The sequence below is a fragment of the Micromonospora sp. NPDC049204 genome (assembly GCF_040647935.1).
GTDB lineage: Bacteria > Actinomycetota > Actinomycetes > Mycobacteriales > Micromonosporaceae > Micromonospora.
This window is the reverse complement of the sequence record NZ_JBEZDC010000002.1, coordinates 321,650-348,111: the sequence shown is the minus strand read 5'-3', so window position 1 is coordinate 348,111 and position 26,462 is coordinate 321,650. Positions and strand designations below refer to the sequence as shown.

At 70.3% G+C, this 26,462-nt stretch carries 26 protein-coding genes; 18 read left to right on the top strand and 8 right to left on the bottom strand.

Going from position 1 to position 26,462, the window contains the following annotated elements:
- Window positions 1-62: 62 nt before the first annotated feature.
- Window positions 63-614, top strand: coding sequence for a Uma2 family endonuclease (locus AB0A90_RS04630; RefSeq protein WP_357241594.1), 552 nt, complete (start codon window positions 63-65; stop codon window positions 612-614).
- A gap of 126 nt (window positions 615-740) precedes the next feature.
- Entirely contained in the window at window positions 741-1,493 is a 753-nt protein-coding gene (locus AB0A90_RS04625) for a GH25 family lysozyme (protein ID WP_357241590.1), read from the top strand.
- Window positions 1,494-1,574: 81 nt separating this feature from the next.
- Here AB0A90_RS04625 and AB0A90_RS04620 read toward each other — a convergent pair whose 3' ends face one another.
- Entirely contained in the window at window positions 1,575-1,808 is a 234-nt protein-coding gene (locus AB0A90_RS04620) for a hypothetical protein (protein ID WP_357241587.1), read from the bottom strand.
- An 87-nt stretch (window positions 1,809-1,895) separates the two neighbouring features.
- Window positions 1,896-3,908: a protein kinase gene (locus AB0A90_RS04615; RefSeq protein WP_357241584.1), complete on the bottom strand. Its 2,013-nt coding sequence runs from the start codon at window positions 3,906-3,908 to the stop codon at window positions 1,896-1,898.
- A gap of 90 nt (window positions 3,909-3,998) precedes the next feature.
- Here AB0A90_RS04615 and AB0A90_RS04610 point away from each other — a divergent pair, with 90 nt between their 5' ends.
- The 6 genes from AB0A90_RS04610 (at window position 3,999) to AB0A90_RS04585 (ending at window position 8,790) form a co-directional block, all read left to right on the top strand.
- A complete protein-coding gene (locus AB0A90_RS04610; RefSeq protein WP_357241581.1) occupies window positions 3,999-4,193 on the top strand; it encodes an acyl-CoA carboxylase subunit epsilon in 195 nt (64 codons plus the stop codon).
- A gap of 88 nt (window positions 4,194-4,281) precedes the next feature.
- On the top strand, window positions 4,282-4,746 hold the full coding sequence (locus tag AB0A90_RS04605) for a hypothetical protein (protein ID WP_357241578.1): 465 nt from the start codon (window positions 4,282-4,284) through the stop codon (window positions 4,744-4,746).
- Window positions 4,743-6,128, top strand: coding sequence for a hypothetical protein (locus tag AB0A90_RS04600; protein ID WP_357241575.1), 1,386 nt, complete (start codon window positions 4,743-4,745; stop codon window positions 6,126-6,128). Before AB0A90_RS04605 ends, AB0A90_RS04600 begins: the two co-directional genes overlap by 4 nt.
- Window positions 6,128-7,282, top strand: a complete 1,155-nt coding sequence (gene mycP, locus AB0A90_RS04595) for a type VII secretion-associated serine protease mycosin (RefSeq protein WP_357241572.1) — start codon at window positions 6,128-6,130, stop codon at window positions 7,280-7,282. The genes AB0A90_RS04600 and mycP overlap by 1 nt, the downstream gene beginning before the upstream one ends.
- 189 nt (window positions 7,283-7,471) lie before the next feature.
- On the top strand, window positions 7,472-8,140 hold the full coding sequence (locus AB0A90_RS04590; RefSeq protein ID WP_357241569.1) for a Maf family protein: 669 nt from the start codon (window positions 7,472-7,474) through the stop codon (window positions 8,138-8,140).
- Complete coding sequence (locus AB0A90_RS04585) at window positions 8,137-8,790, top strand: O-methyltransferase (protein WP_357241566.1); 654 nt, start codon at window positions 8,137-8,139, stop codon at window positions 8,788-8,790. Before AB0A90_RS04590 ends, AB0A90_RS04585 begins: the two co-directional genes overlap by 4 nt.
- 248 nt (window positions 8,791-9,038) lie before the next feature.
- Here the strand turns inward: AB0A90_RS04585 and AB0A90_RS04580 are convergent, their stop codons facing one another.
- The 3 genes from AB0A90_RS04580 to AB0A90_RS04570 all read right to left on the bottom strand — a co-directional run bounded on the left by AB0A90_RS04580 (window position 9,039) and on the right by AB0A90_RS04570 (window position 11,508).
- A complete protein-coding gene (locus tag AB0A90_RS04580) occupies window positions 9,039-9,794 on the bottom strand; it encodes an ABC transporter permease (RefSeq protein ID WP_357241564.1) in 756 nt (251 codons plus the stop codon).
- 17 nt (window positions 9,795-9,811) lie between these two features.
- A complete protein-coding gene (locus AB0A90_RS04575) occupies window positions 9,812-10,771 on the bottom strand; it encodes an ATP-binding cassette domain-containing protein (RefSeq protein ID WP_357241561.1) in 960 nt (319 codons plus the stop codon).
- Window positions 10,772-10,896: 125 nt separating this feature from the next.
- A complete protein-coding gene (locus tag AB0A90_RS04570; protein ID WP_357242382.1) occupies window positions 10,897-11,508 on the bottom strand; it encodes a PadR family transcriptional regulator in 612 nt (203 codons plus the stop codon).
- Window positions 11,509-11,647: 139 nt separating this feature from the next.
- On the opposite strand from AB0A90_RS04570, the gene AB0A90_RS04565 reads away from it, so the two are divergent.
- On the top strand, window positions 11,648-13,399 hold the full coding sequence (locus tag AB0A90_RS04565; protein ID WP_357241558.1) for a biotin carboxylase N-terminal domain-containing protein: 1,752 nt from the start codon (window positions 11,648-11,650) through the stop codon (window positions 13,397-13,399).
- A 41-nt stretch (window positions 13,400-13,440) separates the two neighbouring features.
- On the opposite strand, the gene AB0A90_RS04560 is transcribed toward AB0A90_RS04565, so the two are convergent.
- Window positions 13,441-14,334, bottom strand: a complete 894-nt coding sequence (locus AB0A90_RS04560; protein ID WP_357241555.1) for a LysR family transcriptional regulator ArgP — start codon at window positions 14,332-14,334, stop codon at window positions 13,441-13,443.
- Window positions 14,335-14,404: 70 nt separating this feature from the next.
- Here AB0A90_RS04560 and AB0A90_RS04555 point away from each other — a divergent pair, with 70 nt between their 5' ends.
- From AB0A90_RS04555 to AB0A90_RS04540, 4 genes are all read left to right on the top strand, one after another.
- Complete coding sequence (locus AB0A90_RS04555; protein WP_357241552.1) at window positions 14,405-15,001, top strand: LysE/ArgO family amino acid transporter; 597 nt, start codon at window positions 14,405-14,407, stop codon at window positions 14,999-15,001.
- Window positions 15,002-15,160: 159 nt separating this feature from the next.
- Entirely contained in the window at window positions 15,161-16,600 is a 1,440-nt protein-coding gene (locus tag AB0A90_RS04550) for a GuaB1 family IMP dehydrogenase-related protein (RefSeq protein ID WP_357241549.1), read from the top strand.
- A gap of 227 nt (window positions 16,601-16,827) precedes the next feature.
- A complete protein-coding gene (locus AB0A90_RS04545) occupies window positions 16,828-17,442 on the top strand; it encodes an RNA polymerase sigma factor (RefSeq protein WP_357241545.1) in 615 nt (204 codons plus the stop codon).
- Window positions 17,435-18,373 (top strand): CU044_5270 family protein, encoded by a 939-nt coding sequence (locus AB0A90_RS04540; protein ID WP_357241542.1) that lies wholly within the window; start codon window positions 17,435-17,437, stop codon window positions 18,371-18,373. Before AB0A90_RS04545 ends, AB0A90_RS04540 begins: the two co-directional genes overlap by 8 nt.
- Before the next feature lie 129 nt (window positions 18,374-18,502).
- On the opposite strand, the gene AB0A90_RS04535 is transcribed toward AB0A90_RS04540, so the two are convergent.
- A complete protein-coding gene (locus tag AB0A90_RS04535) occupies window positions 18,503-19,099 on the bottom strand; it encodes a TetR/AcrR family transcriptional regulator (protein WP_357241539.1) in 597 nt (198 codons plus the stop codon).
- 84 nt (window positions 19,100-19,183) lie between these two features.
- Here AB0A90_RS04535 and AB0A90_RS04530 point away from each other — a divergent pair, with 84 nt between their 5' ends.
- The 4 genes from AB0A90_RS04530 (at window position 19,184) to AB0A90_RS04515 (ending at window position 23,952) form a co-directional block, all read left to right on the top strand.
- Window positions 19,184-19,630, top strand: a complete 447-nt coding sequence (locus tag AB0A90_RS04530) for a DoxX family membrane protein (RefSeq protein ID WP_357241536.1) — start codon at window positions 19,184-19,186, stop codon at window positions 19,628-19,630.
- A gap of 25 nt (window positions 19,631-19,655) precedes the next feature.
- Window positions 19,656-20,138, top strand: a complete 483-nt coding sequence (locus AB0A90_RS04525) for a MarR family winged helix-turn-helix transcriptional regulator (protein ID WP_357241533.1) — start codon at window positions 19,656-19,658, stop codon at window positions 20,136-20,138.
- Window positions 20,132-21,865 (top strand): ABC transporter ATP-binding protein, encoded by a 1,734-nt coding sequence (locus AB0A90_RS04520; RefSeq protein WP_357241530.1) that lies wholly within the window; start codon window positions 20,132-20,134, stop codon window positions 21,863-21,865. Before AB0A90_RS04525 ends, AB0A90_RS04520 begins: the two co-directional genes overlap by 7 nt.
- A gap of 164 nt (window positions 21,866-22,029) precedes the next feature.
- Window positions 22,030-23,952: an ABC transporter ATP-binding protein gene (locus AB0A90_RS04515; RefSeq protein WP_357242379.1), complete on the top strand. Its 1,923-nt coding sequence runs from the start codon at window positions 22,030-22,032 to the stop codon at window positions 23,950-23,952.
- Between the two features lie 64 nt (window positions 23,953-24,016).
- Here AB0A90_RS04515 and thrS read toward each other — a convergent pair whose 3' ends face one another.
- Window positions 24,017-25,234: a threonine--tRNA ligase gene (gene thrS, locus AB0A90_RS04510; protein WP_357241527.1), complete on the bottom strand. Its 1,218-nt coding sequence runs from the start codon at window positions 25,232-25,234 to the stop codon at window positions 24,017-24,019.
- A 520-nt stretch (window positions 25,235-25,754) separates the two neighbouring features.
- On the opposite strand from thrS, the gene AB0A90_RS04505 reads away from it, so the two are divergent.
- On the top strand, window positions 25,755-26,372 hold the full coding sequence (locus AB0A90_RS04505) for a DedA family protein (RefSeq protein WP_357241524.1): 618 nt from the start codon (window positions 25,755-25,757) through the stop codon (window positions 26,370-26,372).
- Window positions 26,373-26,462 lie beyond the last annotated feature (90 nt).

Below are 26,462 nucleotides of genomic sequence, written 5' to 3'. Positions count from 1 at the left end.
GAGCACCGCCTCGTATCCTGGAAAACTGATCGGGTGGCGAGTGAAGCGAGAGGTGAGCGCAAGTGAGCGCAGCCCTCCTGGAGCCGCACGTCGGCCTGTGGACCGAGGCTGACTACTTCGCTCTGGGCGAGACGCCTGACCGGATCGAGCTGCTCGACGGGAGCCTGCTGGTGAGCCCTGTACCGAGCCGACGGCACCAACGGGTGTCGCGCCGGCTGGCGAACAGCATCGAGGCGGCAGCAGAGCCTCGTGGTCTCCTGGTCTATGACGCGATCAACGTCCGGCTCGGTGTCGACCGGGTCGTCGTTCCGGATCTCGTCGTCACCGACGCCGACGACGACGGCACCCAGCTCGACTCGGACCGAGTGTCGCTCGTCGGCGAGGTCGTCCCGCCGGGCAACGCCGCTGCCGAACGGCTGGTCAAGATGCAGCTCTACGCCATCGCGCGAATCCCCTGGTATCTGCTGGTCGAGCAGGACGGCGAGGGTCACTCGCTGCGGCTGCACCGGCTCGACGGTGAGCACTACGTCGAGGACCAGGTGGCCAAGGCCGGTGAGACGCTGACCATCGTCGAGCCGTTCCGCTGGCAGCTCGACCCGGCCGCGCTGGGCTGATCCGTCCGACTCCCGCAACCGGGACGACACACGCCCGTCGATGAAGCTTTTTTCAGTCGCCCTTGTGATCTAGGGCACTTACCTCCAAAGATGGTTGTCGATAGAGCGACGTCCTTGGAGGCATTCATGGCCCGTACCTCGTCATCGCTGCGCCGCGTGCTCGCGGCCAGCCTCACCGTCCTCGCCACCGCGGCGGCGGCCCTGGTCGCGACCGCCGGACCGGCGGCCGCCGCCACCACACCCGGCATCGACGTGTCCCGCTACCAGGGCACCATCAACTGGACAAGCGTCCGCAACGCGGGCATCCAGTTCGCCTTCATCAAGGCGACCGAGGGCACCACCTACAAGGACCCGAACTTCAACGCCAACTACGTCAACTCGTACAACGCCGGGGTGATCCGCGGGGCGTACCACTTCGCCCGGCCCAACATCTCCGCCGGCTCCACCCAGGCCAACTACCTGGCCTCCAACGGCGGCGCCTGGTCGGCGGACAGCCGCACCCTGCCGGCGGCGCTGGACATCGAGGCGAACCCGTACAGCGGCGGCTACTGCTACGGCCTGAGCACGACCGGCATGCGCAACTGGGTACAGGACTTCCTGAACACCTACCGCTCCCGCACCGGCCGGTACGCCGTCATCTACACCACCACGAGTTGGTGGAACCAGTGCACCGGCAGCTGGACCGGCCCGTGGGCGAACCACCCGCTCTGGCTGGCCCGCTGGTCGAGCACGCCCGGCGCTCTGCCGGCCGGGGCACCGGTGTGGAGCTTCTGGCAGTACACCAGCACCGGCGTCGTCTCCGGGATCAGCGGCAACGTGGACCGCAACTACTGGAACGGTGACCGCAGTCGACTGATCGCGCTGGCCAACAACACCTGATCGGGCCGTTGGCGGCAGCGGGATCGACGGTCACCACCTGGTTGACAATCGGTCCGGCTGCCGCCACCCACCGGGTACGGGTCAGACCCGCCGTCGGCTCAACGCCGGCACCATCACCTGAGCATCCTCGCGGACCAGCGCGTCCCGCCGGCTGAGCCGCCGGACGCCCACCGCACCAACGGTGATGGCAACGACGCCGAACAACGCGACGAGTACCGGAAGCCCAATGCTGATCAGCAGCAGTGCCACATCGCCGAGTGCGACGAGCATCCACAGTGCCAGCCGGGGCCGGGCGTTCCTGTATCGGTAACCCATGTCGCACCTCCCTCCGTCGTTGGAGATCAGATACCCCGAACGACGCAAGAACATGCGAGAGAGGTTCGCGCAGGTGCGGAACGCCTGTCAGTTGACCCGATCGGGCTTGAAGCCCTTGACGATCTGGTCGAAGTTGGCGAGGTTGGCCTGCCAGTCCTTCTCCGCGATCTCCCACCGGATGGCGTAACCCCGGTTGGTGGCGGTTACGAAGCCCCGGTTGCGCACATAGATGCGGGTGCCGTCCCGGGTCTCCAGCCACTCCCAGTCGGCGCAGGTCCGGTACCAGTCGCAGGCCTTGATGCTGCCCACCAACTGATAGTTCTTGACCAGGCCCTTGCGGTACGGTTCCTTCTCCTTCCAGTCGGCGACCGCGTCCTTCTCCGGGCTGGAGGTCCACTGGACCAGCATCTTGCCAGGCCCGCCGGACTGGTTGAAAACGGCCGTGTCCGAGCTGGTCTGACGGCCGCTCCAGCCGGGTGGGAGCGGAATGGAGAGGGTCGGCCCCTCGTACAGCTTCCAACCCGCCGGCAGCGCGTTCGGGTCGGTCGACGGCGTGGCCGAGGGCGACGCACTCGGTGCGCCCGTGGTGGGCGGAGGCGCCGCCGGAGCCGAGGACTGCGCCGGCGCCGACGTCGCGGCAGCACCGGTCGTCGGGCCGGCCTGCGGGGTCTCGTTGTCGTCGCCCTTGGTGAGCATCGGCACGATCACCACGAGGCCGATCAGCAGCAGGGCCACAAGCGCCCCGATCAGCACGTTGCGTCGGGTGTTGTTCGGCTTCGTGCCGTCCGACGGCGGGACCGCCGCACGCCCGGCCGGACTCAACGGCGGCATCAGCGACGTCGGCGTCGTCGGCTTGCGCTGCTCCGGGGCCACCGGCGGTCCGTCGACCACAGTCGGTTCGTCGTCGACGTTCGCCGTACCGTCGCCGACGCTCGTCGTACCGTCGCCGGTCGTGTCGGCCGTGGCCGTGACCTTCGCGGTCGGGTCGGCATCGGACGGGCTGTCGATCGTGGCGGTCGGCTCGGCCGGCACCACCGCGGTCGGGTCGGCTGGCACCGGTGCCGTCGGGTCGGAATGCTCGCCGGAGGGAACGACTGTCGTCGGCGTGGCATCGGCGGAGGTGGTCGCGGCAACAGCGGAGGTAGCGGCCGGCGGCGGTGACACCGGCCGGTCGGCACTCTCGGCCGGCCGCGGGGCGGGGACGTGCGGCGGGCGCGGCTCGCGCGGGCCGTTCGGCCCCGGCCGGCGTACGCCATCCAGCAGTGAGATCCCGCGCGCACGCTTGCCACCGGCGCGGCGCAGCAGGCGTTCCGCCACCTCGGCGGTGATCCGCTCGTGCGGATCCTTGCGGAGCAGCCCGTTGAGCACAGCCTTGAGCGGACCGGCGTTCTTCGGCGGCGGAATCGGCTCGGTCGCCAGCGCCGCGAGGGTGCCGATCGCCGACGGGCGGGCGTAGGGCGACTTACCCTCGACCGCCGCGTAGAGCGTCGCGCCCAACGACCACAGGTCGGCCTCCGGACCGGCGGTGCCGTCGCGGGCCCGCTCCGGCGAGATGTACGCGGGTGAGCCGAGCACCATGCCGGTGCGGGTCACGTTCGGGTCACCCGGGATCGTGGCGAGACCGAAATCGGTCAGTACCACGCGGCCGTCCTCGCCCAGCAGCACGTTGCCGGGCTTGACGTCGCGGTGCATGACGCCCGCCTTGTGCGCGGCACTGAGCGCGCCCAGCACGCCGAGGCCGATCTCCACCGTGCGGGCCACCGACACGGGACCGTCTTCGGCGAGAGTGTCCTGCAACGACTTCGACGCCACGTACTCCATGACGATCCACGGATCACCGTCGGTGCGCAGCACGTCGAAGATGCGGACGACGTTCGAGTGGTTGAGCCGGGCGATGGCCCGCGCCTCCCGCAGGGAGCGCTCACGCATCTCCCGGCGCTCCTCGTCGGTGAGACCCGGCGGCGGCACCAATTCCTTGATGGCGACGTCCCGGTGCAACACCTCGTCGCGCGCCTTCCACACCCGGCCCATGCCACCCTGGCCGAGCGGCGTCAGAAGCCGGTATCGGTCAGCGACAAGTTGGGGAAGCGCGTTCGACATCGGTGAGACGGTACCCGGACCCACCGACGCTCACACCGCCGGCACGCCACTGTGCGCTTCCGGTAACTTCGCGCCGCGTACCCTGGCGTCATGTCTGCCGAAGAGCCGCTGTTCCGGGTCGTCCGGGGCGTGCCCACCGCGGAGGAGTTGGCCGCCCTGGTAGGGGCGATCATCGTGCGATCCCGCCCAGCCGCCGCGCCCACGCCGACGACCGCGTCCGCCTGGGCACGCAGCGGTCGGCCCTCCAGCTCCGGTGGGTGGCGCGCCGCCGGCCTGCCTCGCTGAACCGACCCTTCGGACGGGGGCTGCCAGCGGTGCGTGCAGACGTTACCCTCACTCAGGGAGACGGTGCCGTGACAGCGAGGGAGGACCCGTGATCCCCGACGAGGACCGGCCAGCGCCCTGGCTGCACGGCTACGGTGGCATCGAGGCCGACATCAGCCAGCTCAGAGAGTTCGCCGACCGGCTCGCCGCCGAGGTCGAGAGCAACTACGCGCCGCACCTTCCGTACATCGCCGAAGACATGTCCGCGCGGCTACCCAACCCGTGCGACGCCTTCGTCGAGCTGGTCACGTTCCTACACGCGCACCACGAGACGCAACAGGCCACCGCCGACATGGTCTACGCCGTCCGCGGCGCCACCGGCCACCTGGCCGCCGCCGCCGATCAGGTCGCCACCCGGTACGCCGACAGCGACGCCTTCACCGCCGCGCGCGTGGTGGACGTACGACAGGCCCTCGCCGACCCGACCAGCATGCTGCCCGGCGGCCCGACACCCATGCTGACCGACCCGACCGGCCCCGACGCCGACACCGAAGGGCCGGTGGTGCTGCCATGATCAAACGGGACTCCGGCCGCACCTCCGGCCTCACCGACTGGCACCTGATGGACGTCAACAGCATGTGGGCCTGCCTCCAGGACCACGAGACCGACAACCACTGGAAGCAGGTCGCCGGCTGGCGCAAGGTCTGCGACCTGGCGCAGACCCACCTCAGCCGCCTCCAGGAATACCGGCGCGGGCTCGCCGAGGCGTGGCCACCCGAAACCAGCGCCGCCTCCAGCACCTACCTCGCCGAACTCGACGACCTGATCGACAAGGTGCAACGCACCCACAACGCCGCCGCCGCGAACTACACCGCCCTGTCCGCCGCCACCCAGGCCATCGGCACCACCCGCGCCGCGCTCCGCAAGATCCACGAGGAGTACGCGACCAAGTCCCAGAAGAAGCAGGCGTACGAGTCGATGGCCGCCGACCCGAAAGCGGTGATGGGCAACCGGGTCACCGAATCGCCCGTCAGTGATGCGGACCTGGAACGGCTCAACGTTCAGGCACGAGCGGCGATGTTCAACCTCAGCGGCGAACTCCAACAAGCCCAAGCAACCCTACAAAAACCACCAGCAGCACCACCACGCCCAAGACGGGACCCCTCAAGCCCTGACGCTTATGACAACGCCGCACCTACAATCCCTCCAATTCTGCCGATGCCCATGGCCGTTGGCGCGCCTCCCCGTTCAACCCGGCCTAGTTCCTCAAATGGCAAGCAATCGGCCCAGGCGGCCCCCGTGATGGGACCGGTACTTGGCGGCACCAACTCCGGAGTCGCGCCGCCTCCGGCGAACGCTGGAGTAGCTGCGGCTGGAATGCCAACTCCAGCGGCCGGCATCGGGCCGCCCGCCGCGCTGCCGCCGGGGTCGATAGCTCATTCCCCGAACCCAGCTTTGGGCAAAACATCTGCAACCACTGGTCGGCCATTCAACGGAAACAACAAGGGTGTCTCGCATACACCGCCTCCAACGGTACGATCAATACCGCCGAATGGCCTTATTGGTGGTGCACCCAACCTCGGATTCAGTCAGCCCGTGGACGGCTCCGCCCCAACAAGAAGAGTAAATCCGATCGGCGGTGTAATCGGAGGCGGTGGCGCCGGGACTACGCCGACCGGAGGGGCGGGCTCGCGCCCGGGCGGAGGTCGGAGCCTAGCCGGAGGACAGCAGTTGCCGCCGATCGGTGGCGCTCCCGGCTTCAATGGCACTACCACCTCCAGTCCGGGCCCTGGCTACTCGTTTGGCCGCCCCAGTAGGAACGGACAGGACGAAGGACGACGCGGCTGGGACGCCGACCATCCTTGGGAGACTGATCAGGGGGTAGACCCTATCGTCCGCCCCCCTGAAGAACACGGCCCACATGACCCTGGCCCTGCTATCGGCTTCGATAGGTAATGAGATTAACCAGACAGGCTTCCAGGTTATCTGCGGTCAGCCTATTGGTAACGCTTTCTACAACTTTCCCCACGCAGGGGAGGGATCACTATCCACAATACTCCCCTGGTGATATGGAGCGCGTCCGGTCTGACCAATGGCACCTCCAGTATCTCAAAGCCTCCGATGCACAACGCATCTCGCGAGGGGCGGGAGTGATCGTCGCAGTCCCGGATACCGGCGTTCAACCGCACCCCGACCTTCACAGAAACCTCCTTCCAGGAACTGACGTCATCGGTGGCGGCGACGGCCAGAATGACCAGAACAGTCACGGTACAGGCATGGCCGGATTAATTGCCGCACATGGCCAGGGACCTACAATGGGCGCCCTAGGCATAGCCCCAGACGCTCACATATTGCCCATTCGAGATACGCCCGCCGACGGTCAGGGAGAACCCGATAAACTGGCTGCCGGCATCAGCTTTGCCGTCCGCAATGGGGCTGACATTATTAGCATATCTTCAGTGGGCGGTGCGGGGATTCCACTACAACAATCTATTAAGACAGCACTCGCGGCGGATGTAGTAGTGGTGGCCTCCGCCGGCAATCATCCACAGGACGCCGCAGTTGGTTATCCCGCATCCGAAGATGGGGTTATCGCTGTCGGCGGAGTCGATCGAGACGGGAACCGCGCTGCCGTTTCGGTGACTGGGCCGGAGATTGATGTGGTTGCGCCTGCGGTCGATATCTACAGCACGAGCATCGATGGCAAGTACCGCAAAGGCACTGGGACCTCTGACGCCACGGCGATCGTGGCGGGGGCGGCTGCGTTGATCCGGTCCAAGTACCCGTACCTGCCCGCGCGCGAGGTGGCGCACCGGCTCACGGCGACGGCGATCGACAAGGGCGCGCCTGGGCGTGACGACGAGTACGGCTACGGCGTGATCGATCTGGTGGCGGCGCTGACGGCGGACGTACCGCCGCTGGGGTTTGAATCTGTGAACGCGTCGGCTGGCCCGACGACGGCTGCTGCCCAGCCGGGTGACGACGAGGGTGGCGCGACCGCGCGTGGCCTGGTCACGCTTGGGGTGATCTTGGCTGCGGGGGTCGGATGGGCGGCGGTGGCGCGGCGCCGCCGGCGCGGCGATGATCCGCCGCCCAGGATTAGTCGCTGATTGGGCGACAGCGCGGCGATCGACTCGGGTTCCTTGATGTTGCGGTGTCCGGGGCGGTGGGACAGCCCGGTATCAACGAGGGCGAGTCGATCACGCCCGGCGGTGCGTGGGTCGGTGCGTGCGTCCGGTCGCGTGGGTCGGTGCGTGGTGGGAGGCGTTGTGGGGGTGGTTGCCGGTAACGTCGGACGGGTGCCCGAAACTCTGCCGCTCCGCCTTGTGCTCGCCTCGGCGAGCCCTGCCCGTCGCAAGATCCTCCAGGCTGCTGGAATTGAGCCAGATGTGCTGGTCAGCGGGGTGGATGAGTCGCTGGTGGTGACCGATCGGGCTGAGGAGTTGTGCCTGGAGTTGGCGCGGCTCAAGGCGCAGGCGGTGTTGACCCGGCTGAGCCCTGGCGCCGGCCAGCGGACGCTGGTGATCGGCTGCGACTCGGTGCTCGCGTTCGACGGGAAGATCCTCGGCAAGCCTACGGACCCGGCGGACGCCACCGGGCGGTGGCTGCGGATGCGGGGGCGCAGCGGCGTCCTGCACAGTGGGCACTGCCTCATCGACGTTTCCGCCGGGCGGCGCGCGGAGGCGGTCGCCTCGACCACTGTCCACTTCGCGGACATCAGCGACGACGAGATCGCCGCGTACGTGGCGAGTGGCGAGCCGCTGGCGGTGGCCGGCGCGTTCACGATCGACGGGTTGGGCGGGCCGTTCGTGGAGCGGATCGAGGGTGACCCGGGCACTGTGGTCGGGCTGTCGATGCCGCTGCTGCGTCGACTCCTCGCGGAACTCGACCTACGGATCACCGACCTGTGGACGAAGGTCGCGCCCGGGGGCCAGTCGGTCGAGTCGGTCGGTAACGTCCGCTCATGACCACCAAGTCGATCCCGCTGACTGACGAACTGCACTCCTACCTGGTCGCCCACGGCTCCCCGCCGGACGAGATCATTCGGGACCTGGCCGAGGAGACCCGGTCGGTGCTGCCAGAACACGCCACCATGCAGGTGGCGCCCGAGCAGGCCGCCTTTCTGACGTTCCTCACCCGGCTACTCGACGTACGGCAGGCTGTCGAGATTGGCACGTTCACCGGGCTCTCGTCGCTGGCGATCGCCCGCGGGTTGCCCGAGGGTGGGCGGCTGACCTGCTTCGACATCTCCGAGGAGTTCACCGGCATCGCCCGGCGCTACTGGGCTCGGGCCGGCGTGCAGGACCGGATCGAGCTGCGCATCGGCCCGGCCGGGGAGACGTTGCGGGAGTTGCCGCACGAGCGCTACCTGGACTTCGCGTTCATCGACGCCGACAAGACGGGTTACCCGGTCTACTGGGCCGAGTTGGTGCCTCGGATGCGGCCCGGTGGGGTGATCGCGGTCGACAACGTCCTGCGTGGCGGTCGGATCGTCGCGCCGCAGGACGAGGGCGACCGGGCGATGGCCGCCTTCAACGACGAGGTGATGGCCGACGTGCGGGTGGATCCGGTGATGCTGCCGATCGCGGACGGCCTCACTCTCGCCCGGGTGCGCTGACGGCCAACGCCCGGCCGGCTCTGATCCTCTCGAGTTCCTGGAAGTCGCGGCATCCCACCCGGTAGGACACCCCGACTCCCAGGAAACCGAGTCGATCAAGCCAACCGCCGCCGCCGGCCGATCACGCCAAGGCTCCGAGCCGACCAGGGCGGGGCGCCGCCGAGTCGACCAGACCGGTGCGCCCCCGGGTCGACCAGTCCAGGGCGCCGTGGACTCGACCAGCCGAGGCTGGTCGAGTCCAGGTCGGGTCAGCGGACGCTGCGGGCGAACTGGCGGGCGGCCCAGTAGACGCCCAGCGCGGCGAGGACCGCCGTGATGCTCAGGCCCTGCCAGACCTTGTCGCTGCCCAGGTCACCGGCGAACAGCGCCCGGGTGCCGTCGACAGCCCAGGAGAACGGGTTCCAGTTGGCGATGCCCTGCAACCAGCCCGGTGCGAAGGTGAGCGGCAGCAGGATGCCGGAGAGCAGCAGCACCGGCTGCGCCACGGTGTTCATCAGGGGGGCCAGGGCGTCCTCGCTCTTGACCTTGAGAGCGACGCCGTAGGAGACGGCCGAGGTCATGAGGGCGATCAGGGCGAGCATCAGGTACGCCAGCAGCAGGTCCCCGATGAACACCCGCAGGTCGAACAGGAGCGCCAGCAGGGTGATGATGATCGCCTGCACGACGAGCGACACAACGTCGCGCAGCGAGCGACCGAGCAGCAGGGCGAGTCGGCTGATCGGGGTGACCCGGGAGCGTTCGATGACGCCGGCGCGCAGCTCGGCGATCAGGCCGAAGCCCTGGAACAGCCCGCCGAAGATCGCCAGCAGCACCAACAGACCGGGTACGAAGATCTTGTAGGCGGCGGCCTGGGTGGGCGCGTTCAGCGCGGGCTTGAGCAGCGGGGCGAAGAGCAGCAGGTACATGACCGGCTGGAACACGCCGACGAAGACCCAGACCGGGTTGCGCAGCAGGAGTTGAGTCTGGCGTTGGAAGATCAGCCAGGTGTCACGGGCGAATTTCATGAGTGATCTCCGGGTTGTCAGGACTCGCGCAGCGAGCGACCGGTCTTGGTGAGGAAGACGTCGTCCAGGCTGGGTCGGTGCAGCTCGATCGAGCGCAGGTCAAGCCCGGCGTGGTCGAGCCTGCGCAGCACCTGCGGGATGGCGACGGCGCCCTCGTCGACGTAGAGGCGTAGGCCGCCCTCGTCGATGGTCTCCAGCTTGTTGACGTACGGCTCGGCGTCGAGCACCTGGGCTGCCTGCGGGGTGGCGGCCAGGTCGAGACCGACAAGCACCACGTCGCCGGAGATCTCGCGCTTGAGCTCGGCCGGCGTGCCCTCGGCGACGACCTCGCCGTTGTCCATGATCGCGATCCGGTCGCAGAGGGCGTCGGCCTCGTCCAGGTAGTGCGTGGTGATGAAGACGGTCATCCCGTCCCGGCGTAGCCGCCGGATCTCGTCCCACATGTGCGCACGGCTCTGTGGGTCGAGGCCGGTGGTCGGCTCGTCCAGGAAGACGATCTTCGGCTCGTGGATGATGCCCAGCGCGATCTCGACCCGCCGACGCTGACCACCGGAGTAGGTCTTGCACTTGCGGTCCGCGTACTCGGTGAGCTGGAAGGCCTCCAGCGCGCGGACGGCGCGGCGCTGCGCGTCGGCCTTGCCGATGCCATACATGCGGGCATGCAGGACCAGCTCGTCGCGAGCGGTGGACTCGTCCCAGGTGCTGCCGCCCTGCGGGACGTAGCCGATCCGCCGACGCACCTCGGCCGGGTCCTTGCGCAGGTCGGCCCCGGCGATGGTGGCCTCGCCGCCGTCCGGCTCGATCAGCGTGGCGAGCATCCGCAGCGTGGTGGTCTTGCCGGCGCCGTTGGGGCCGAGGAAGCCGAAGATCTCGCCCTCGGCGACCTCGAGGTTGACGCCGCGCACGGCGTCCACCGTCTTCGTCTCTCGACCCGCGCGGGAGCGGAACGACTTCCGCAGCCCCCTGGTCTCGATCATTTTTGCTCCTGGTCGTTCGGGCCGGCCGCGCCGGCCGTCGGAGTGGGACGACGCCGGACGGCGCACTCCCCCGCTGTGCCACCAGCAGGCTAACGCGATATAACTCTTGTAGTCAACGTTGATTATTACGCCTGCGTCGGAGGCGTCGACTCGGGACGTCCCTTCCACCCCGACCAACCCTCGACGTCCGCCAGCTCAGCAGGCAGGTACGACACTCCGGAGTCGATCCGCTCGGCGATCCGGTCGCACCACCCCATCTCCGCCTCCGCCCGCGCCGCCCACAGCTCGAACATCCAACCCACGTGCACCGGCTTGCGGTTACGCACCCAGTCCGACTCCAGGGAGGCGCGCATCGACTCGACACCGGCGCGCAGCAGATTGGCCCGGTTGCGCAGGGCCGCCGCGGCCTCGTCGCGCGGCAGGGCGGGCAGGAAGGAGAAGGCCACCGCGAAGGGGTCGGACTGCTCGCCGAGGTTCCACCAGAGGTTGCGCAGCAGCGTCTCGAACTCGTCCTCACCCTTCGGGGTCACCTCGTAGGTGGTGCGGGCCGGACGGGATCCCACCTGCTCGGTGGCGACGGCTCGGAGCAGCCCTTCCTCGGTGAGCTTGCGCAACGCGTGGTAGATCGAACCGGGCTGCACGTTCGCCCACTTGTCGGCGCTCCAGCTCAACAGCTCGCGGCGCACGTCGTAGCCGTGCACGGGCTGCATCCACCGCACCAGACCGAGGATCATCATTCGAGTCGCAGACACCCGACAAGCGTAATAGCCAAGTTTGACTATGGTGAGTGCCGCATTCCACACTGAGCGATCGTTAGGGTGACCGGGGCGGCCGATACACTCCCCGTCAGTAACCTGCCGGGGAGGAGCCACGAAGGTGCGCAAGGTACTTATCGCCAACCGCGGCGAGATCGCCGTCCGGGTGATCCGTGCGTGCCGCGACGCCGGCTTGGGCAGCGTCGCCGTGTACGCGGACTCCGACCGCGAGGCCCTGCACACCACCCTGGCGGACGAGGCGTACGCGCTCGGCGGGGACAGCGCGACCGACACGTACCTGCGCATCGACAAACTGCTCGACGTCGCCGCACGGGCCGGCGCGGACGCCGTACACCCGGGTTATGGCTTTCTCAGTGAGAACGCCGACTTCGCCCAGGCGGTCATCGACGCCGGGCTGACCTGGATCGGCCCCACCCCGCAGGCGATCCGCGACCTGGGCGACAAGGTGACCGCCCGGCACATCGCCCAGCGCGCCGGTGCGCCGCTGGTCCCCGGCACCCCGGACCCGGTGGCCAGCCCGGACGAGGTGATCGCGTTCGCCGCCGACCACGGCCTGCCGGTCGCCATCAAGGCCGCCTTCGGCGGTGGCGGGCGCGGCCTCAAGGTCGCCCGGACGATGGAGGAGATCCCCCAGCTCTTCGAGTCGGCCACCCGGGAGGCGGTCGCGGCGTTCGGCCGGGGCGAGTGCTTCGTCGAGCGCTACCTGGACCAGCCCCGACACGTCGAGGCGCAGGTCCTCGCCGACCAGCACGGCAACGTGATCGTGGTGGGCACCCGGGACTGCTCGCTGCAACGTCGACACCAGAAGCTCGTGGAGGAGGCCCCCGCGCCGTTCCTCACCGACGCCCAGCGGGCACAGATCCACGACAGCGCCAAGGCGATCTGCCGGGAAGCCGGCTACCACGGCGCCGGCACTGTCGAATACCTGGTCGGCCGGGACGGCACCATCTCCTTCCTGGAGGTCAACACCCGGCTCCAGGTCGAGCACCCGGTCACCGAGGAGACCGCCGGCATCGACCTGGTCCGCGAGCAGTTCCGGATCGCCGACGGCGAGAAGCTGCGTACCACCGAGGACCCGACGCCGCGCGGGCACGCCATCGAGTTCCGGATCAACGGCGAGGACCCGGGCCGCAACTTCCTGCCCGCCCCGGGCACCGTCACCGCGCTGCGCCTGCCCAGCGGCCCGGGCGTCCGGGTGGACACCGGCATCTCGGCCGGCGACGTGATCGGCGGCAACTTCGACTCGCTGCTCGCCAAGGTGATCATCGTCGGTGAGACGCGGACCGAGGCGTTGGAACGCGCCCGCCGCGCACTGGACGAGATGATCGTCGACGGGATGGCCACCGCGCTGCCGTTCCACCGGCTGGTGGTGCGGGACGAGGCGTTCACCGCGGAGCCGTTCACCGTGCACACCAGGTGGATCGAGACGGAGTTCCACAACACCGTGCCGCCGTTCACCGCCGCCGCCGGCGCCGCCGAGGCGCCGGCCGAACGCGACACCGTCGTGGTCGAGGTGGGCGGCAAGCGCATCGAGGTCAGCCTCCCCGCCGGCTTCGGCGGGAGTACGACCACCGCGGCACCCGCCTCCCGCAAGCCGACCCGGCGCGGCGGCGGTGCCAAGGCCGGTGCCCCGGTCAGCGGCGACGCGCTCACCTCACCGATGCAGGGCACCATCGTCAAGATCGCGGTGGCCGACGGCGACACCGTGGCCGAGGGCGACCTGGTGGTGGTGCTGGAGGCGATGAAGATGGAGCAGCCGCTGCACGCGCACAAGGCGGGTACGGTCAGCGGCCTCAGCGCCGAGGTCGGCGCCGTGATCACCGCCGGTGCCCCCATCTGCACCATCGCCTGAGCGCCCGACTCCGCACCATCGCCTGAGCGCCCGGCGGGCGGTCAGCGCAGGGCTTCGGCGGCGACCGCTCGGACGGCGGCGGTCAGGGAGTTCAGCACGTCCGACTCCAGCCGCCAATGTTGCCAGTACAGCGGAACGTCGAGGTGTCGGCCCGGCGCGAGGTCGACGCAACGACCGGCGGTCAGGTCGGCCTGGGCGATCTGTTCCGGCACCAGACTCCAGCCCAACCCGAGCCGGATCGTCTCGCTGAACGCCGGCACCGACGGTACGTAGTGCACGGGCGGGTCGAGCGGTCGACCGACCACCGCCCGGATGAACCGGTGTTGCACCCGGTCCTTCCGGTCGAAGACCACCAGCGGGGTGCTCGCCAGCGCGGCTGCGGTGAATCCTCCGGCGAAGTGGGAGGCCGCGAATTCCGGGGTGGCCAACGCGCGGTAGCGCATGGCCCCGAGCCGCAGCACCCGGCAGCCCTGCACGGCCTCCCGTTGGGCGGTGACCGCCGCCGTCACCGAGCCGTCGCGGAGCAGCTCGGCGGTGTGGTCCTGATCGTCCTGCCGCAGGTCGAACGAGAGCCCGGCCCGCTGCGGCAACCGGGCCAGCGCGGCGGGAAACCAGGTGGCCAGCGAGTCCGCGTTGACCACCACGGCGACCCGGATCCGGCCACCGCCGGCCAGCGGGCCGCGGGCCTCGGTCAGCGCCTCCCGTTCGAGCAGCGCGAGCTGGCCGGCCAGGCGCAGCAGCGGGCGACCGGCGTCGGTTGCCACGCACGGACGGGCGCGGCGGACCAGCACCTGGCCGACAGTCTCCTCCAGCGCCTTGATCCGTTGGCTCACCGCCGACGGCGTGACGTGCAGCAGCCGGGCCGCCGCGTCGAAGCTGCCCTCTGCCACCACCGCCGCGAGTGTCCGCAGCTGCGCCGAGTCGAGACCGTCCATCAGCTGAGCTTAAGTTACGTCAGAATCTTTAGTTGGACTGGTGGACACCCGCGGTCCTAGCGTCGACGTCGTGCTCACCTCCGCCGTCGCCGGCTTCTCGATCTCCATCGCGCTCATCGTCGCCATCGGCGCCCAGAACGCCTTCGTCCTGCGCCAGGGCCTGCGACGCGAGCACGTCGTACCCGTGGTGCTGACCTGCGCCGCGTCGGACGCACTGCTGATCGTGGCCGGAGTGGCCGGGGTCGGTTCGCTGGTGACCGGCCGACCGGGCCTGCTGATGGCGATCCGCTGGGGCGGTGCGGCCTTCCTGCTCTGCTACGCGGGGCTCGCCGCCCGCCGCGCCCTGCGTCAGGGCGCCCTGCTGCCCACCGAGCGGCCCCCGGCCACGTTGGGGGCGACCCTGCTCGCCTGCGCCGCCTTCACCTACCTGAACCCGCACGTCTACCTGGACACCGTGCTGCTCCTGGGCAGCGTGGCCCAACAACACCCGCACCGGTGGGTCTTCGGCGCCGGCGCCGCCCTGGCCAGTGTGGTCTGGTTCACCGCCCTCGGCGTCGGTGCGCAGCGCCTCGCGCCGCTGCTCGCCCGCCCCGCCGCCTGGCGGGTGCTGGACGCGCTCATCGCCGTCGTGATGGCCGGACTCGCCGTGGCACTCCTGCTGGGCTGACCGGTTCGTACCCGGCCGGGCTCGCCGTGGCACTTCCGCCGGGCTGACCGGCCCAGTGGCGAGCACCGACGAGGCCACCGGGACCAGGACCAACGACGATGCGAGTGTTTTCCGCGACCACCGGCGGTGGAATGGACCGCGAGCGGGAATGATTGCCGGGTGCGGTTCCTTCACGGCGCGGCTCCCGCGCACGACCTGACCTATACCGACGTCTTCATGGCGCCGGCCCGCTCCGACCTGGGCTCTCGGCTCGACGTCGACCTCTCCACCGGCGACGGCACCGGCACCACCATCCCGCTCGTGGTGTCGAACATGACCGCGGTCGCCGGCCGGCGGATGGCCGAGACGGTGGCCCGGCGGGGCGCGATCGCGGTGATTCCGCAGGACATCCCGATCGAGGTGGTGGCGAATGTCGTCGCCTGGGTCAAGCAGCGGCACCTGGTCTACGACACGCCCATCACCCTGGGTCCCACGGAGACCGTGGGTGACGCCATCCACCTGCTGCCCAAGCGCTCGCACGCCGCAGTGATCGTCGTCGACGACGCCGGCCGACCGCTGGGCGTGGTCACCGAGGCGGACACCACGGGAGTGGATCGGTTCGCCCAACTCCGCCACGTGATGTCCACCGAGCTGCACACCGTCCCGGCGGACGCCGACCCGCGTACCGGTTTCGAGCTGCTCTCCGCGGGCCGTCGCCGACTCGCCCCGGTGGTGGACGCCGACGGTCGGCTGGTCGGGGTGTTGACTCGCCAGGGCGCGTTGCGCGCCACCCTCTACACGCCGGCCGTGGACGACCGGGGCCGGCTGCGCATCGCGGCGGCCGTCGGGATCAACGGCGACGTGACAGGTAAGGCCGCCGCGCTGCTGGAGGCGGGGGTGGACACGCTGGTCGTGGACACCGCGCACGGTCACCAGTCGCGGATGATCGCGGCGCTCCAGGCGGTCCGGAAGCTGGACCCGGGGGTGCCGGTCGCGGCCGGCAACGTGGTCACCGCCGAGGGGGTACGCGACCTCGTCGAGGCGGGGGCGGACATCATCAAGGTCGGCGTCGGGCCGGGCGCGATGTGCACCACCCGGATGATGACCGGCGTGGGTCGGCCGCAGTTCTCCGCCGTGCTCGACTGCGCGACCGCGGCCCGGCAACTGGGCCGGCACGTCTGGGCCGACGGCGGCGTACGGCACCCCCGCGACGTGGCGCTCGCGCTGGCCGCCGGCGCGTCGAACGTGATGATCGGCTCGTGGTTCGCCGGCACCTACGAGTCCCCCGGCGACCTCTACACCGAGCCGGACGGTCGGCGGTACAAGGAGAGCTTCGGGATGGCGTCGGCTCGGGCGGTCAGTGCCCGTACCGCCGACGACAGTCCCTACGACCGGGCTCGTAAGGCGGTGTTCGAGGAGGGCATCTCCTCGGCGCGGATGTACCTGGACCCGGTCCGACCCGGCGTCGAGGACCTGATCGACGAGATCATCGCCGGGGTACGCAGCGCCTTCACCTATGCCGGCGCGCGAAACCTGACGCAGTTCCACGAACGCGCGGTCGTCGGCGTCCAGAGCGCCGCCGGCTTCACCGAAGGAATGCCCCTGCCCACGAGCTGGTGACCCCGGCCCCGCCCGCGTCACCATGGAGTTGCGCCGCCTTGTTCGACGGGCGGCAATGGGCGAAACCACCACCATTCCAATGAACGACGCCCGGGCGGGCGTGCCGAGAGCTGCGCGGCGAGCGGGATCGGCCTGCGCCGTGCCGGCGCTGCTCGCGCCGCCCATGAACCGTTTGGCCGCCGGACGCGGATAACAGGTGACCCATCCCGCTCCGCGAAAGGCTTTATATGAAGCACCTGCGGCGAGCAAAAGATGTCGATGTCGGTGCGATGGCGGACGGAGCGATTATCGCCCGGTCCGTGCAGGAACCAGAGATCTTCTCGGTCATCTTCGACCGACACGCGCCGCACATCCATCGTTACCTGGCCCGTCGTCTCGGCGTGCCGGCGGCGGACGACCTGGTTGCCGAGACGTTTCTGGCGGGATTTCGTCGTCGGGATCGATTCGACGTCACCCACTCGAACGCCCGGCCATGGCTGTATGGGATCGCAGCCAACATCGTCAGCCAACACTGGCGCAATGAGGAACGGGAGTACCGGCTACGGCAGGCGTACGTCCCCCCGACGAGCGAGACGGAGCACGCCGACCGGGTCGCCAATGTGGTGACCGCGCAATCGCTACGTCGACTCCTTCTGGATGCGTTGGCCGTGCTCTCCGACGGAGACCGCGACGTGTTGTTGCTGGTCGCGTGGGAGGACCTGACCTACGACGAGGTTGCCGCCGCTCTGACGATTCCGGTCGGCACCGTGCGATCACGACTCAACCGAGCCCGCCGGCTGCTCCGTGAGCGGTTGGGCGGCGAACCGGCCGGCACTATCAAGGAGGCACTGAGCAATGGATGAGATGCGGCTGCTCCAGCAACTCGGTGGCGAGACCGGGCTGCCGACCATCGAGCGGTTGGAGCCGGCCCGTGCCCGGCTGACGACCGAGATGACCGCCCTGGCCTCCGTACCCGTGACGACGATCGTACTTCCGGCGCCTCCTCGCTCGCGGCAGCCCGTTTGGCGGCTCGTGCTCAGCGGGGTGGCGGCGGCCAGCGTGGCTGCGTCGCTGGCTGCCGTACTGGTTCTTGCCCCGGACCGGCTCGGTGGCAGCACGCCGGCCGCCCGGGCCGATGCGGCCCAGGTTCTCCGGAACGCGGCGGCCGCTGCGCTGGAGCTGCCCGACGTCAATCCCCGGCCACATCAGTTTGTCTACTCACGCAGCCAGGAGGGGCCGGAGATCCGGGAGAGTTGGCAGTCGGTGGACGGAGTCCGGGACGGTCTGATCATCGAGACCGCTACCGATGGCCGCACGGAGACCATCCTGCCCGGTTGCCGGAACGGAAGGTCCGCGGTGACCAGGGGCGGCCAGGTGGTGCCGGGCGAGACCGAGCAGTGCACTCCAACGCCCGCCTACCGTGCCGACATGCCCACCGACGCCGCCGCCATGCGGGCCTTCCTGACGAAGAATCGCAGCGGTGAACCGGGTGACGCCAATGCTGCCGGCAAGGACCTCCTCTACTACCTCAGCGAGGGCTACCTACGCCCTCGATCACGTGCGGCGCTCTACGAGGCGGCGGCGGCGACGCCGGGCCTGCGGGCTGTGGAGCACGCCAAGGACGGCGCGGGCCGATCGGGTATCGGGATCACCTGGTCGTCGACGGGCGGCCCGGGACAGATCGTGCTGGTCTTCCATCCCGAGACCTACGCCTTCCTCGGGGTGGGTGGGTCGGCGGGATCGTCAGCCACGCTGGCTCTTGCCGTCGTCGACCGAGTCGGTCAAACACTCTGATCTTGCCCGGACGGGCGGGCGCCTCGGCGCGCCCGCCCGGTGGCTGTCGGAGCCGGTGCCGAGAGCAGAGCGGCGGTCGTTGCTCGGGGCGAGCGAGGGAATCATGCGCGATGACCCCTCGGTGGATGATCATTTTCCGGCAATCGGCTGGTCCGGCTGGAACGGTTCGCGCGCTAGGCGGCTCAGGACTTCGCGGGCCGCGTCCCGGGGGTTGTCGCCCACCCGGTCCGGGAGGGCGCCGGCCAGCCAGAGGGTCGCGAAGCCGTGCGCGATCGACCAGGCGGCGAGCGCGTCCCGATCGGTGTCGGCGGGCGTGCCGTTGGTGGGCAACGAGGCCACCCCCGCCCGCAGAGCGGCCCTGGCCCGGCCCCGCGCGGCGACCAGTTCGGGGTCGTCGGCCCGATACAGCTCCGGCCGGAACATCAGCTCGAAGTGCGCGCGGTGTCGGACGGCGAAGTCGACGTACGCGACTCCGGCCGCCAGCAGGTCGTCCCCCGCCGCCGTCAACTCCTGGGCCAGCAGGTCGAAGCCCTGGGTGGCGAGCGCGGTGCGCAGGCCGGCCTTGTCGCCGAAGTGGTGCGCGGGTGCGGCGTGCGAGACGCCAGCCCGACGGGCCAGGTCACGCAGGCTCAGCGCGGCCTGCCCGTCCTCCTCGATCGCGTCGAGCGCGGCCGCGAGCAGCGCGCGACGGAGGTCGCCGTGGTGGTAGCCGCGCGTCTCAGTCATGACCGAATCCTAACTTGTCGTTGACAAGATGCTACCTCGTCACGCAATCTTGCCAGCGACAAGATTGTGCGAAGGAGGATTCCGATGGCACCCCTGATCGCTCTGCTCGCCGGCAGCGCGCTGGCCCGACTGGCCGGCCTGGCTGGCATCTCCGCGCTGGACGGTTGGCACCCCGCACTGCGGGTCGGGTTGGCCCTGCTGTTCGTGCTGACCGGCGTCGCGCACTTCGTCGGTCAGCGCCGCGCCGACCTGATCGCGATGGTCCCGCCCCGACTACCCCGCCCGGCTCTGCTGGTGACCGTCACCGGCGTCCTCGAACTGGCCGGCGCCGTCGGGCTACTGATCCCGGCGACCGCCCGCCCGGCCGCGGCCGGGCTCGCCCTGCTCATGCTCGCGATGTTCCCCGCCAACGTCTCGGCTGCCCACCGGAGGTTGACCCTCGCCGGGCGTCCGGTGACCCCGCTCCCACAGCGCACGGTCCTGCAGATCGTGTTCGTGGCCACTGCCGCGGTAATTTCGTTTGGCCCCTGACTATCAGGGAGCTAAGGTGCTCACCGTGGACATCGTGACCCTCCAGGACGTGCCGCTCGGCCGGCTGCTGCTGGTGGCCGGGCACCTCGTCGAGCAGCGCTGGAACCGCTACCTCGCCGAGGAGCACGGTCTCACCCACGCCGGCATGGTGACCCTGATGACGCTCGCCCGCCACGGCGAGCTACCCCACCGGGAGGTCGCCGAGATGGGCTTCGTCCGCCCGGCGACCCTGACCGGCATCGTGGACACGCTGGCCCGGGACGGGCTGGTCGAGCGGCAGCGCGACGACAGCGATCGTCGCAGCATCCGACTCGCGATCACCCCTGCCGGTCGGGAGCGGGTGGCGGCACTCACGGCCATGATCCACTCCGGACGCCCCATCACCTCGGTCGACGCCGACCCGGCGAAGGCCCAGGTGATCCGGGAGTTCCTGCTAGAGGTCATCGGCAGCGGGGACGACCCGCGGATGACCGGCCGCCCTACCGATCCGAAGGACCCGGCGTGCTGATCCGACTGTTGCGCAACCAACTGCGCACCTACCAACGACAGTTGCTGGCGGTGGTGCTGCTCCAGTTCGTGGGCACCATGGCCTCGCTCTACCTGCCCAGCCTCAACGCCGACATCATCGACAAGGGCGTGGCGCGGGGCGACACCGACTACATCGTGCACACCGGCGGGTGGATGCTGCTGGTCAGCCTGATCCAGATCGTCTGTTCGATCGCCGCGGTCTACCTGGGCGCACGGATCGCGATGGGCTTCGGCCGGGACGTCCGGGCCACGCTGTTCGGGCACGTCAACCGCTTCTCCGCCCGGGAGGTGGCCCGGTTCGGGGCACCCTCGCTGATCACCCGCAACACCAACGACGTCCAACAGGTGCAGATGCTCGTCCTGATGAGCTGCACCATGCTGGTCGCCGCGCCGATCATGAGCGTCGGCGGCGTGGTGATGGCGCTACGCGAGGACGTCGGGCTCTCCTGGCTGATGCTGGTGAGCGTGCCGGTCCTGGCCGTCACGCTCGGCGCGATCATCCGTCGGATGGTGCCGGGGTTCCGGCTGATGCAGACCCGCATCGACACGGTCAACCGGGTGCTGCGCGAGCAGATCACCGGCATCCGGGTCGTCCGCGCCTTCGTTCGCGAGCCGTACGAGACGAACCGCTTCGGCGTCGCCAACGCCGACCTGACCGCCACCGCGCTGCGGACCGGCCGGCTGATGGCGCTGATCTTCCCGGTGGTCATGCTGGTGCTGAACGTCTCCAGCGTGGCGGTGCTGTGGTTCGGCGCCCAGCGGGTGGACGCCAACGCGATCCAGGTCGGCGCGCTCACCGCGTTCCTGCAATACCTGATGCAGATCCTGATGGCCGTGATGATGGCCACCTTCATGCTGATGATGGTGCCCCGGGCCGCGGTCTGCGCCGAACGGATCGTCGAGGTGCTGGACACCGACTCCTCGGTGGTCCCCGCCGCCGAGCCGGTCAGCGAGTTGGCGACCCGGGCCGAGTTGGAGCTGCGCGGGGTGCGCTTCCAGTACCCCGGCGCGGTCGAGCCGGTGCTGCGGGACATCTCCTTCCGGGCCACCCCGGGCACCACCACGGCGATCATCGGCAGCACCGGCGCGGGCAAGACGACCCTGCTGTCGCTGATCCCCCGCCTGGTCGACGTCACCGCCGGTGCGGTGCTCGTCGACGGGGTGGACGTGCGTGAGCTGGCGCCGGACGAGCTGTGGCGGCGGATCGGTCTGGTGCCGCAGCGGCCGTACCTGTTCACCGGGACGGTCGCCAGCAACCTGCGCTACGGCAACCCGGACGCCACCGACGAGGAGTTGTGGGCGGCACTGGAGATCGCCCAGGCCCGGGACTTCGTGGCCCAGATGCCCGGCGGGCTGGACGCACCGATCGCCCAGGGCGGCACCACCGTCTCCGGTGGGCAGCGGCAACGCCTGGCCATCGCGCGGGCGCTGGTCCGACAGCCGGAGATCTACCTCTTCGACGACTCGTTCTCGGCGCTCGACCTGGGCACCGACGCGCGGCTCAGAGCCGCCCTGCGGCCGATCACCGCGCAGTCCGCCGTGGTGATCGTGGCCCAGCGGGTCTCCACGATCATCGACGCCGACCAGATCATCGTTCTCGAGAACGGAGGGGTCGTCGGAGTGGGACGACACGCGGAACTGCTGGAGACCTGCCCGACGTACGCCGAGATCGTGGCGTCCCAGCAGACGACGGAGGTGGCGGCGTGAGCGAGCGCGACGAGCCGCGCACCGCGGCCGTACCCAGTCAGAAGCCGGCCGGCGACGAACGGACACCGGGAGGGGACGCGTCGGCGCCCGCCGGCGGCGCGGCGACGCCGAAGCGGCTGCCGCCCGGCCGTCCGGGCGGCGGTCCGCCGTGGATGAGTGCCGGGATGCCCGCCGAGAAGTCGATGAACTTCGGGCCGTCCGCCCGCCGGCTGCTCGGCCGGTTGCGCTCGCACCGGCTGCACCTGGCCGCGATCATCACGTTGGCCCTGGTGAGCGTGGGGTTCAGCGTGGCCGGCCCGAAGATCCTCGGCCACGCCACCGACCTGATCTTCACCGGGGTGATCGGCCGGGACCTGCCCGCCGGCACCACCGCCGAGCAGGCCGTCGCCGCGGCGCGGGCCAACGGCAACAACAGCTTCGCCGACATGCTGGCCCGGATGGACGTGGTGCCCGGAATGGGCATCGACTTCGCCGCCCTGAAGCGGGTGCTGCTGCTGGCCCTCGGGCTCTACCTGGCCGCGAGCGTGCTGTCCTGGTGGCAGGGCTGGCTGCTCAACGGGGTGGTCCAGCGCACCGTGCTGCGGCTGCGCGCCGAGGTGGAGGAGAAGCTCAACCGGCTGCCGCTGCCGTACTTCGACAGGCAGCCCCGCGGCGAACTGCTCAGCCGGGTCACCAACGACATCGACAACATCTCGACGAGCCTCCAGCAGACGCTGAGCCAGCTGCTCACCTCGCTACTGACCGTCGTCGGCGTGCTGGCCGTGATGTTCTGGATCTCACCGCTGCTGGCCCTGGTGGCCCTGGTCGCGGTGCCCCTGTCGGTGCTCGTCACCCAGCGCATCGCCAAGCGTTCACAGAAGCAGTTCATCGCCCAGTGGACGCACACCGGCGAGTTGAACGGCCAGATCGAGGAGGCGTACACCGGTCATGAGCTGGTGAAGGTCTTCGGCCGGCAGCGTGAGGTGGAGGCCGCGTTCCACGCGAAGAACGAGGAGCTGTTCCGGGCGAGCTTCGGGGCGCAGTTCGTCTCCGGGATCATCATGCCGTCGATGATGTTCATCGGAAACCTGAGCTACGTGGCGATCGCCGTGGTCGGTGGGCTGCGGGTCGCCTCCGGCACGATGAGTCTGGGCGACGTGCAGGCGTTCATCCAGTACTCCCGGCAGTTCACCCAGCCGCTCACCCAGCTCGCCTCGATGGCCAACCTGCTCCAGTCCGGGGTGGCGTCGGCCGAGCGGGTCTTCGCGGTGCTCGACGCGGACGAGCAGACCCCCGACCCGGTCGAGCCGGCCCGGGTCGCCGACCCGCACGGGCGGGTCGAGTTCGAGCACGTCTCGTTCCGCTACGAGCCGGACAAGCCACTGATCGACGACCTGTCGCTGGTCGCCGAGCCGGGGCACACGGTGGCGATCGTCGGCCCGACCGGCGCCGGCAAGACCACGCTCGTCAACCTGGTCATGCGCTTCTACGAGCTGGACGCCGGCCGGATCACCCTCGACGGGGTGGACATCACCACGATGCGCCGCGACGACCTGCGCGGCCGGATCGGCATGGTGCTCCAGGACACCTGGCTGTTCGGCGGCACCATCCGGGACAACATCGCCTACGGGCGGCCGGACGCCACCGAGGAGGAGATCCTCGCCGCCGCTCGGGCCACGTTCGTGGACCGGTTCGTCCGCAGCCTGCCGGACGGCTACGACACGGTCATCGACGAGGAGGGCAGCAACGTCAGTGCCGGCGAGAAGCAGCTCATCACCATCGCCCGCGCGTTCCTCGCCGAGCCGTCGCTGCTGATCCTGGACGAGGCCACCAGCTCGGTGGACACCCGTACCGAGGTGCTGCTGCAACGGGCGATGGCCGCGCTGCGTTCGGACCGGACCAGCTTCGTCATCGCGCACCGCCTCTCCACCATCCGCGACGCCGACCTGATCCTGATGATGGAGGACGGCCGGATCGTCGAGCAGGGCACCCACGAGCAACTGCTCGCCGCCCACGGCGCGTACCACCGGCTCTACCGCTCCCAGTTCACCGGTGCCGTGGCCGACGAGGAACCGGCCGAGCCCGCCGCCCAGCCGGCGTCGGTCTGAGGGGCGGGTCGCCGCCGTGCGCGCCACGCGACCGACGGCGACCCACCCCGGCTCGGCGGGTGGGTCAGCCCCCCGGGAGCAGCTCGGCGGCGCGCGCGGCGACCTGCCCGCCGATGAGGGCCAACGCCGCGTCGGCGGGCATCGGGTCCAGGGCCCGGCCACCGCGCAGGCGCAGCGCGAGGCGTCCGTCGGCCGCCTCCCGGGCACCCAACACCCCGAGGTACGGGACGCGGCGGCGGGCCGCGTCCCGGATCCGGGCACCCAGCGAGCCGGCGCCGTCCACCTCGACCCGCAGGCCGGCGTCGACGGCCCGGCGGGCCAGGTCGGCCGCCGCGCCGGCCTGGCCGTCGCCGACCGGCAGCAACACCAGTTGCACCGGGGCGTACCAGGCCGGGAAGGCGCCCTCGTGCACCTCGATCAGGTACGCGAAGAGCCGCTCCATGCTGCCGACCAGGCTGCGGTGCACCATGACCGGGCGACGCCGGCTGCCGTCCGAGTCGGTGTACGACAGGTCGAACCGCTCGGGCTTGTCGAAGTCCAGCTGGATGGTGGAGATGGTCGACTCCCGGCCGGCCGCGTCGACGATCTGAATGTCGATCTTCGGACCGTAGAAGGCGGCCTCGCCGGGCGCCTCGACGTACTCCACGCCGGCCAGCGCGCCCCGGAGCAACTCCTCCGCGTGGGCCCACTGCGCGTCGTCGCCGACGTACTTCTCCCCCGGCCCGCGCAACGAGAGCCGGAAGCCGGCCGGGCGGACGCCGAGCGCGGCGTGCGCGGCACGGATCAGCCGGAGGATCTCGACGACCTCCCCGCCCACCTGCTCGGGGGCGCAGAAGGTGTGCGCGTCGTTGAGCGAGATGGCCCGTACCCGGGCCAGCCCGCCGAGCACCCCGGAACGCTCCGAGCGGTACATCCCGCCCAGCTCCGCGATCCGCAGCGGCAGCTCCCGGTAGGAACGGCCCCGCGCCCGGAAGACCAGCGCGTGGTGTGGGCAGAGCGCCGGGCGGAGCACGAACTCGTCGTCGGCGCTGAGCCGCATCGGCGGGAACATGTCGTCGGCGAAGTAGCCGAGATGGCCGGAGAGTTCGAAGAGTTCGCGCTTGCCCAGCGGCGGCGAGTAGACGTGCCGGTGGCCGGAGCGGCGCTCCAACTCCCGGACGTACTCCTCGACGGCGTGCCGGGCGGCGGCGCCGGCCGGCAGCCAGATCGGCAGGCCGGCGCCGGCCAGCGGATCGGAGACGAAGAGGTCCAGCTCACGGCCGAGCCTACGGTGGTCGATCATGTCGGGCTCCTGGATCGGGTACGACCCGGAGGCGACCTGGGCTCCGAACGGCGCGCGGCCCTCGGGGGCGGATCGCCCCGGGGCCTGGTCGACTGTGGTTACGTCAGAGCGGCGCGCCGGGGATTCCCGGCGTCGTGGTCACCACAACCGCACTGCGCATACGGCGACCGTACTCGCGGGGCAACCGGGGACGCACCCGGATTTGCGGCGGCGAGCAGAGAGGTGGGCCGCCGGCGCGGGACCCGCCGGCGGCCCTGGCGGCCCGAATCGTCAGGAACGGGGGACCCGACGGGCGTGGGCCGCGCCCGTCAACGGTACGCCGACGTACGCCGTTCTGCCGCCCGGTACCGGACGGGTGGGACGGGCGTCGCACCCGTCACCCGAGATCGGTTGACCTCGTTGTACCTGGGTGGCCCCCGTCGTGTCGACCGTCACGACGGACCGGGCCTGTCCTCCGTGACGCCGGACACGCCGTCAGGCTCAAGACACCCAATCGGCCGCATCCGGCGAGGTGGCAGGCGTGCCCGAACTACTGACTGACGTCGCATCGCCGACGTGGGCGTACCTGGTGCTGCTCGCCCTCCTGATCGCGGACGCCTTCGTCCCGGTGATCCCCACCCAGATCGTCATGATCACCAGTGGTGCGCTCACCGTCTACGGCGGGCTCAACCTGCCGGTCACCATCGCCGTCGGCGCACTCGGTGTCTTCGCCGGCGACCTGGCCTGCTACCTGCTCGGACGCAACGCACCGGACCGGCGGGCACCCCGGCACGCCGAGCTGAGCCGGGCCCGTCGGATGGCCAGTCGGGTCACCAGGGGGCTCCGCCAACCCGGGCCGATGGTCATCCTGCTCTGCCGGTTCGTGCCCGGCGGCCGGATGGCGGCCTGCTTCTCGGCCGGTCGCAGCCGTTACCCGTATCGGCTGTTCGTGCTCTACGAGGCCGTCGCCGCGCTGGGCTGGGCCACCTACGGCGCGCTGGTCGGGCACCTCGGCGGCACCGCGCTCACCGAGTCGGCGTGGCGCCTGGCCATCATCGCCACCGCCGCCGCGGTCGGCTTCGCCGCAGCGGGATGGGCGATGACGCTGGTCAGCGCCCGCCACGCCCGCGCCGCCGCAGTCGACGTCCCCATCGACTAAGTGTCGCCCCGCCCCCGCCTGCCCCGCGATCTTGCACTTGGTGTCCCCGCATTTGGGGCGTGTCGCGCATAAGGGCGACCGAAAGTGCAA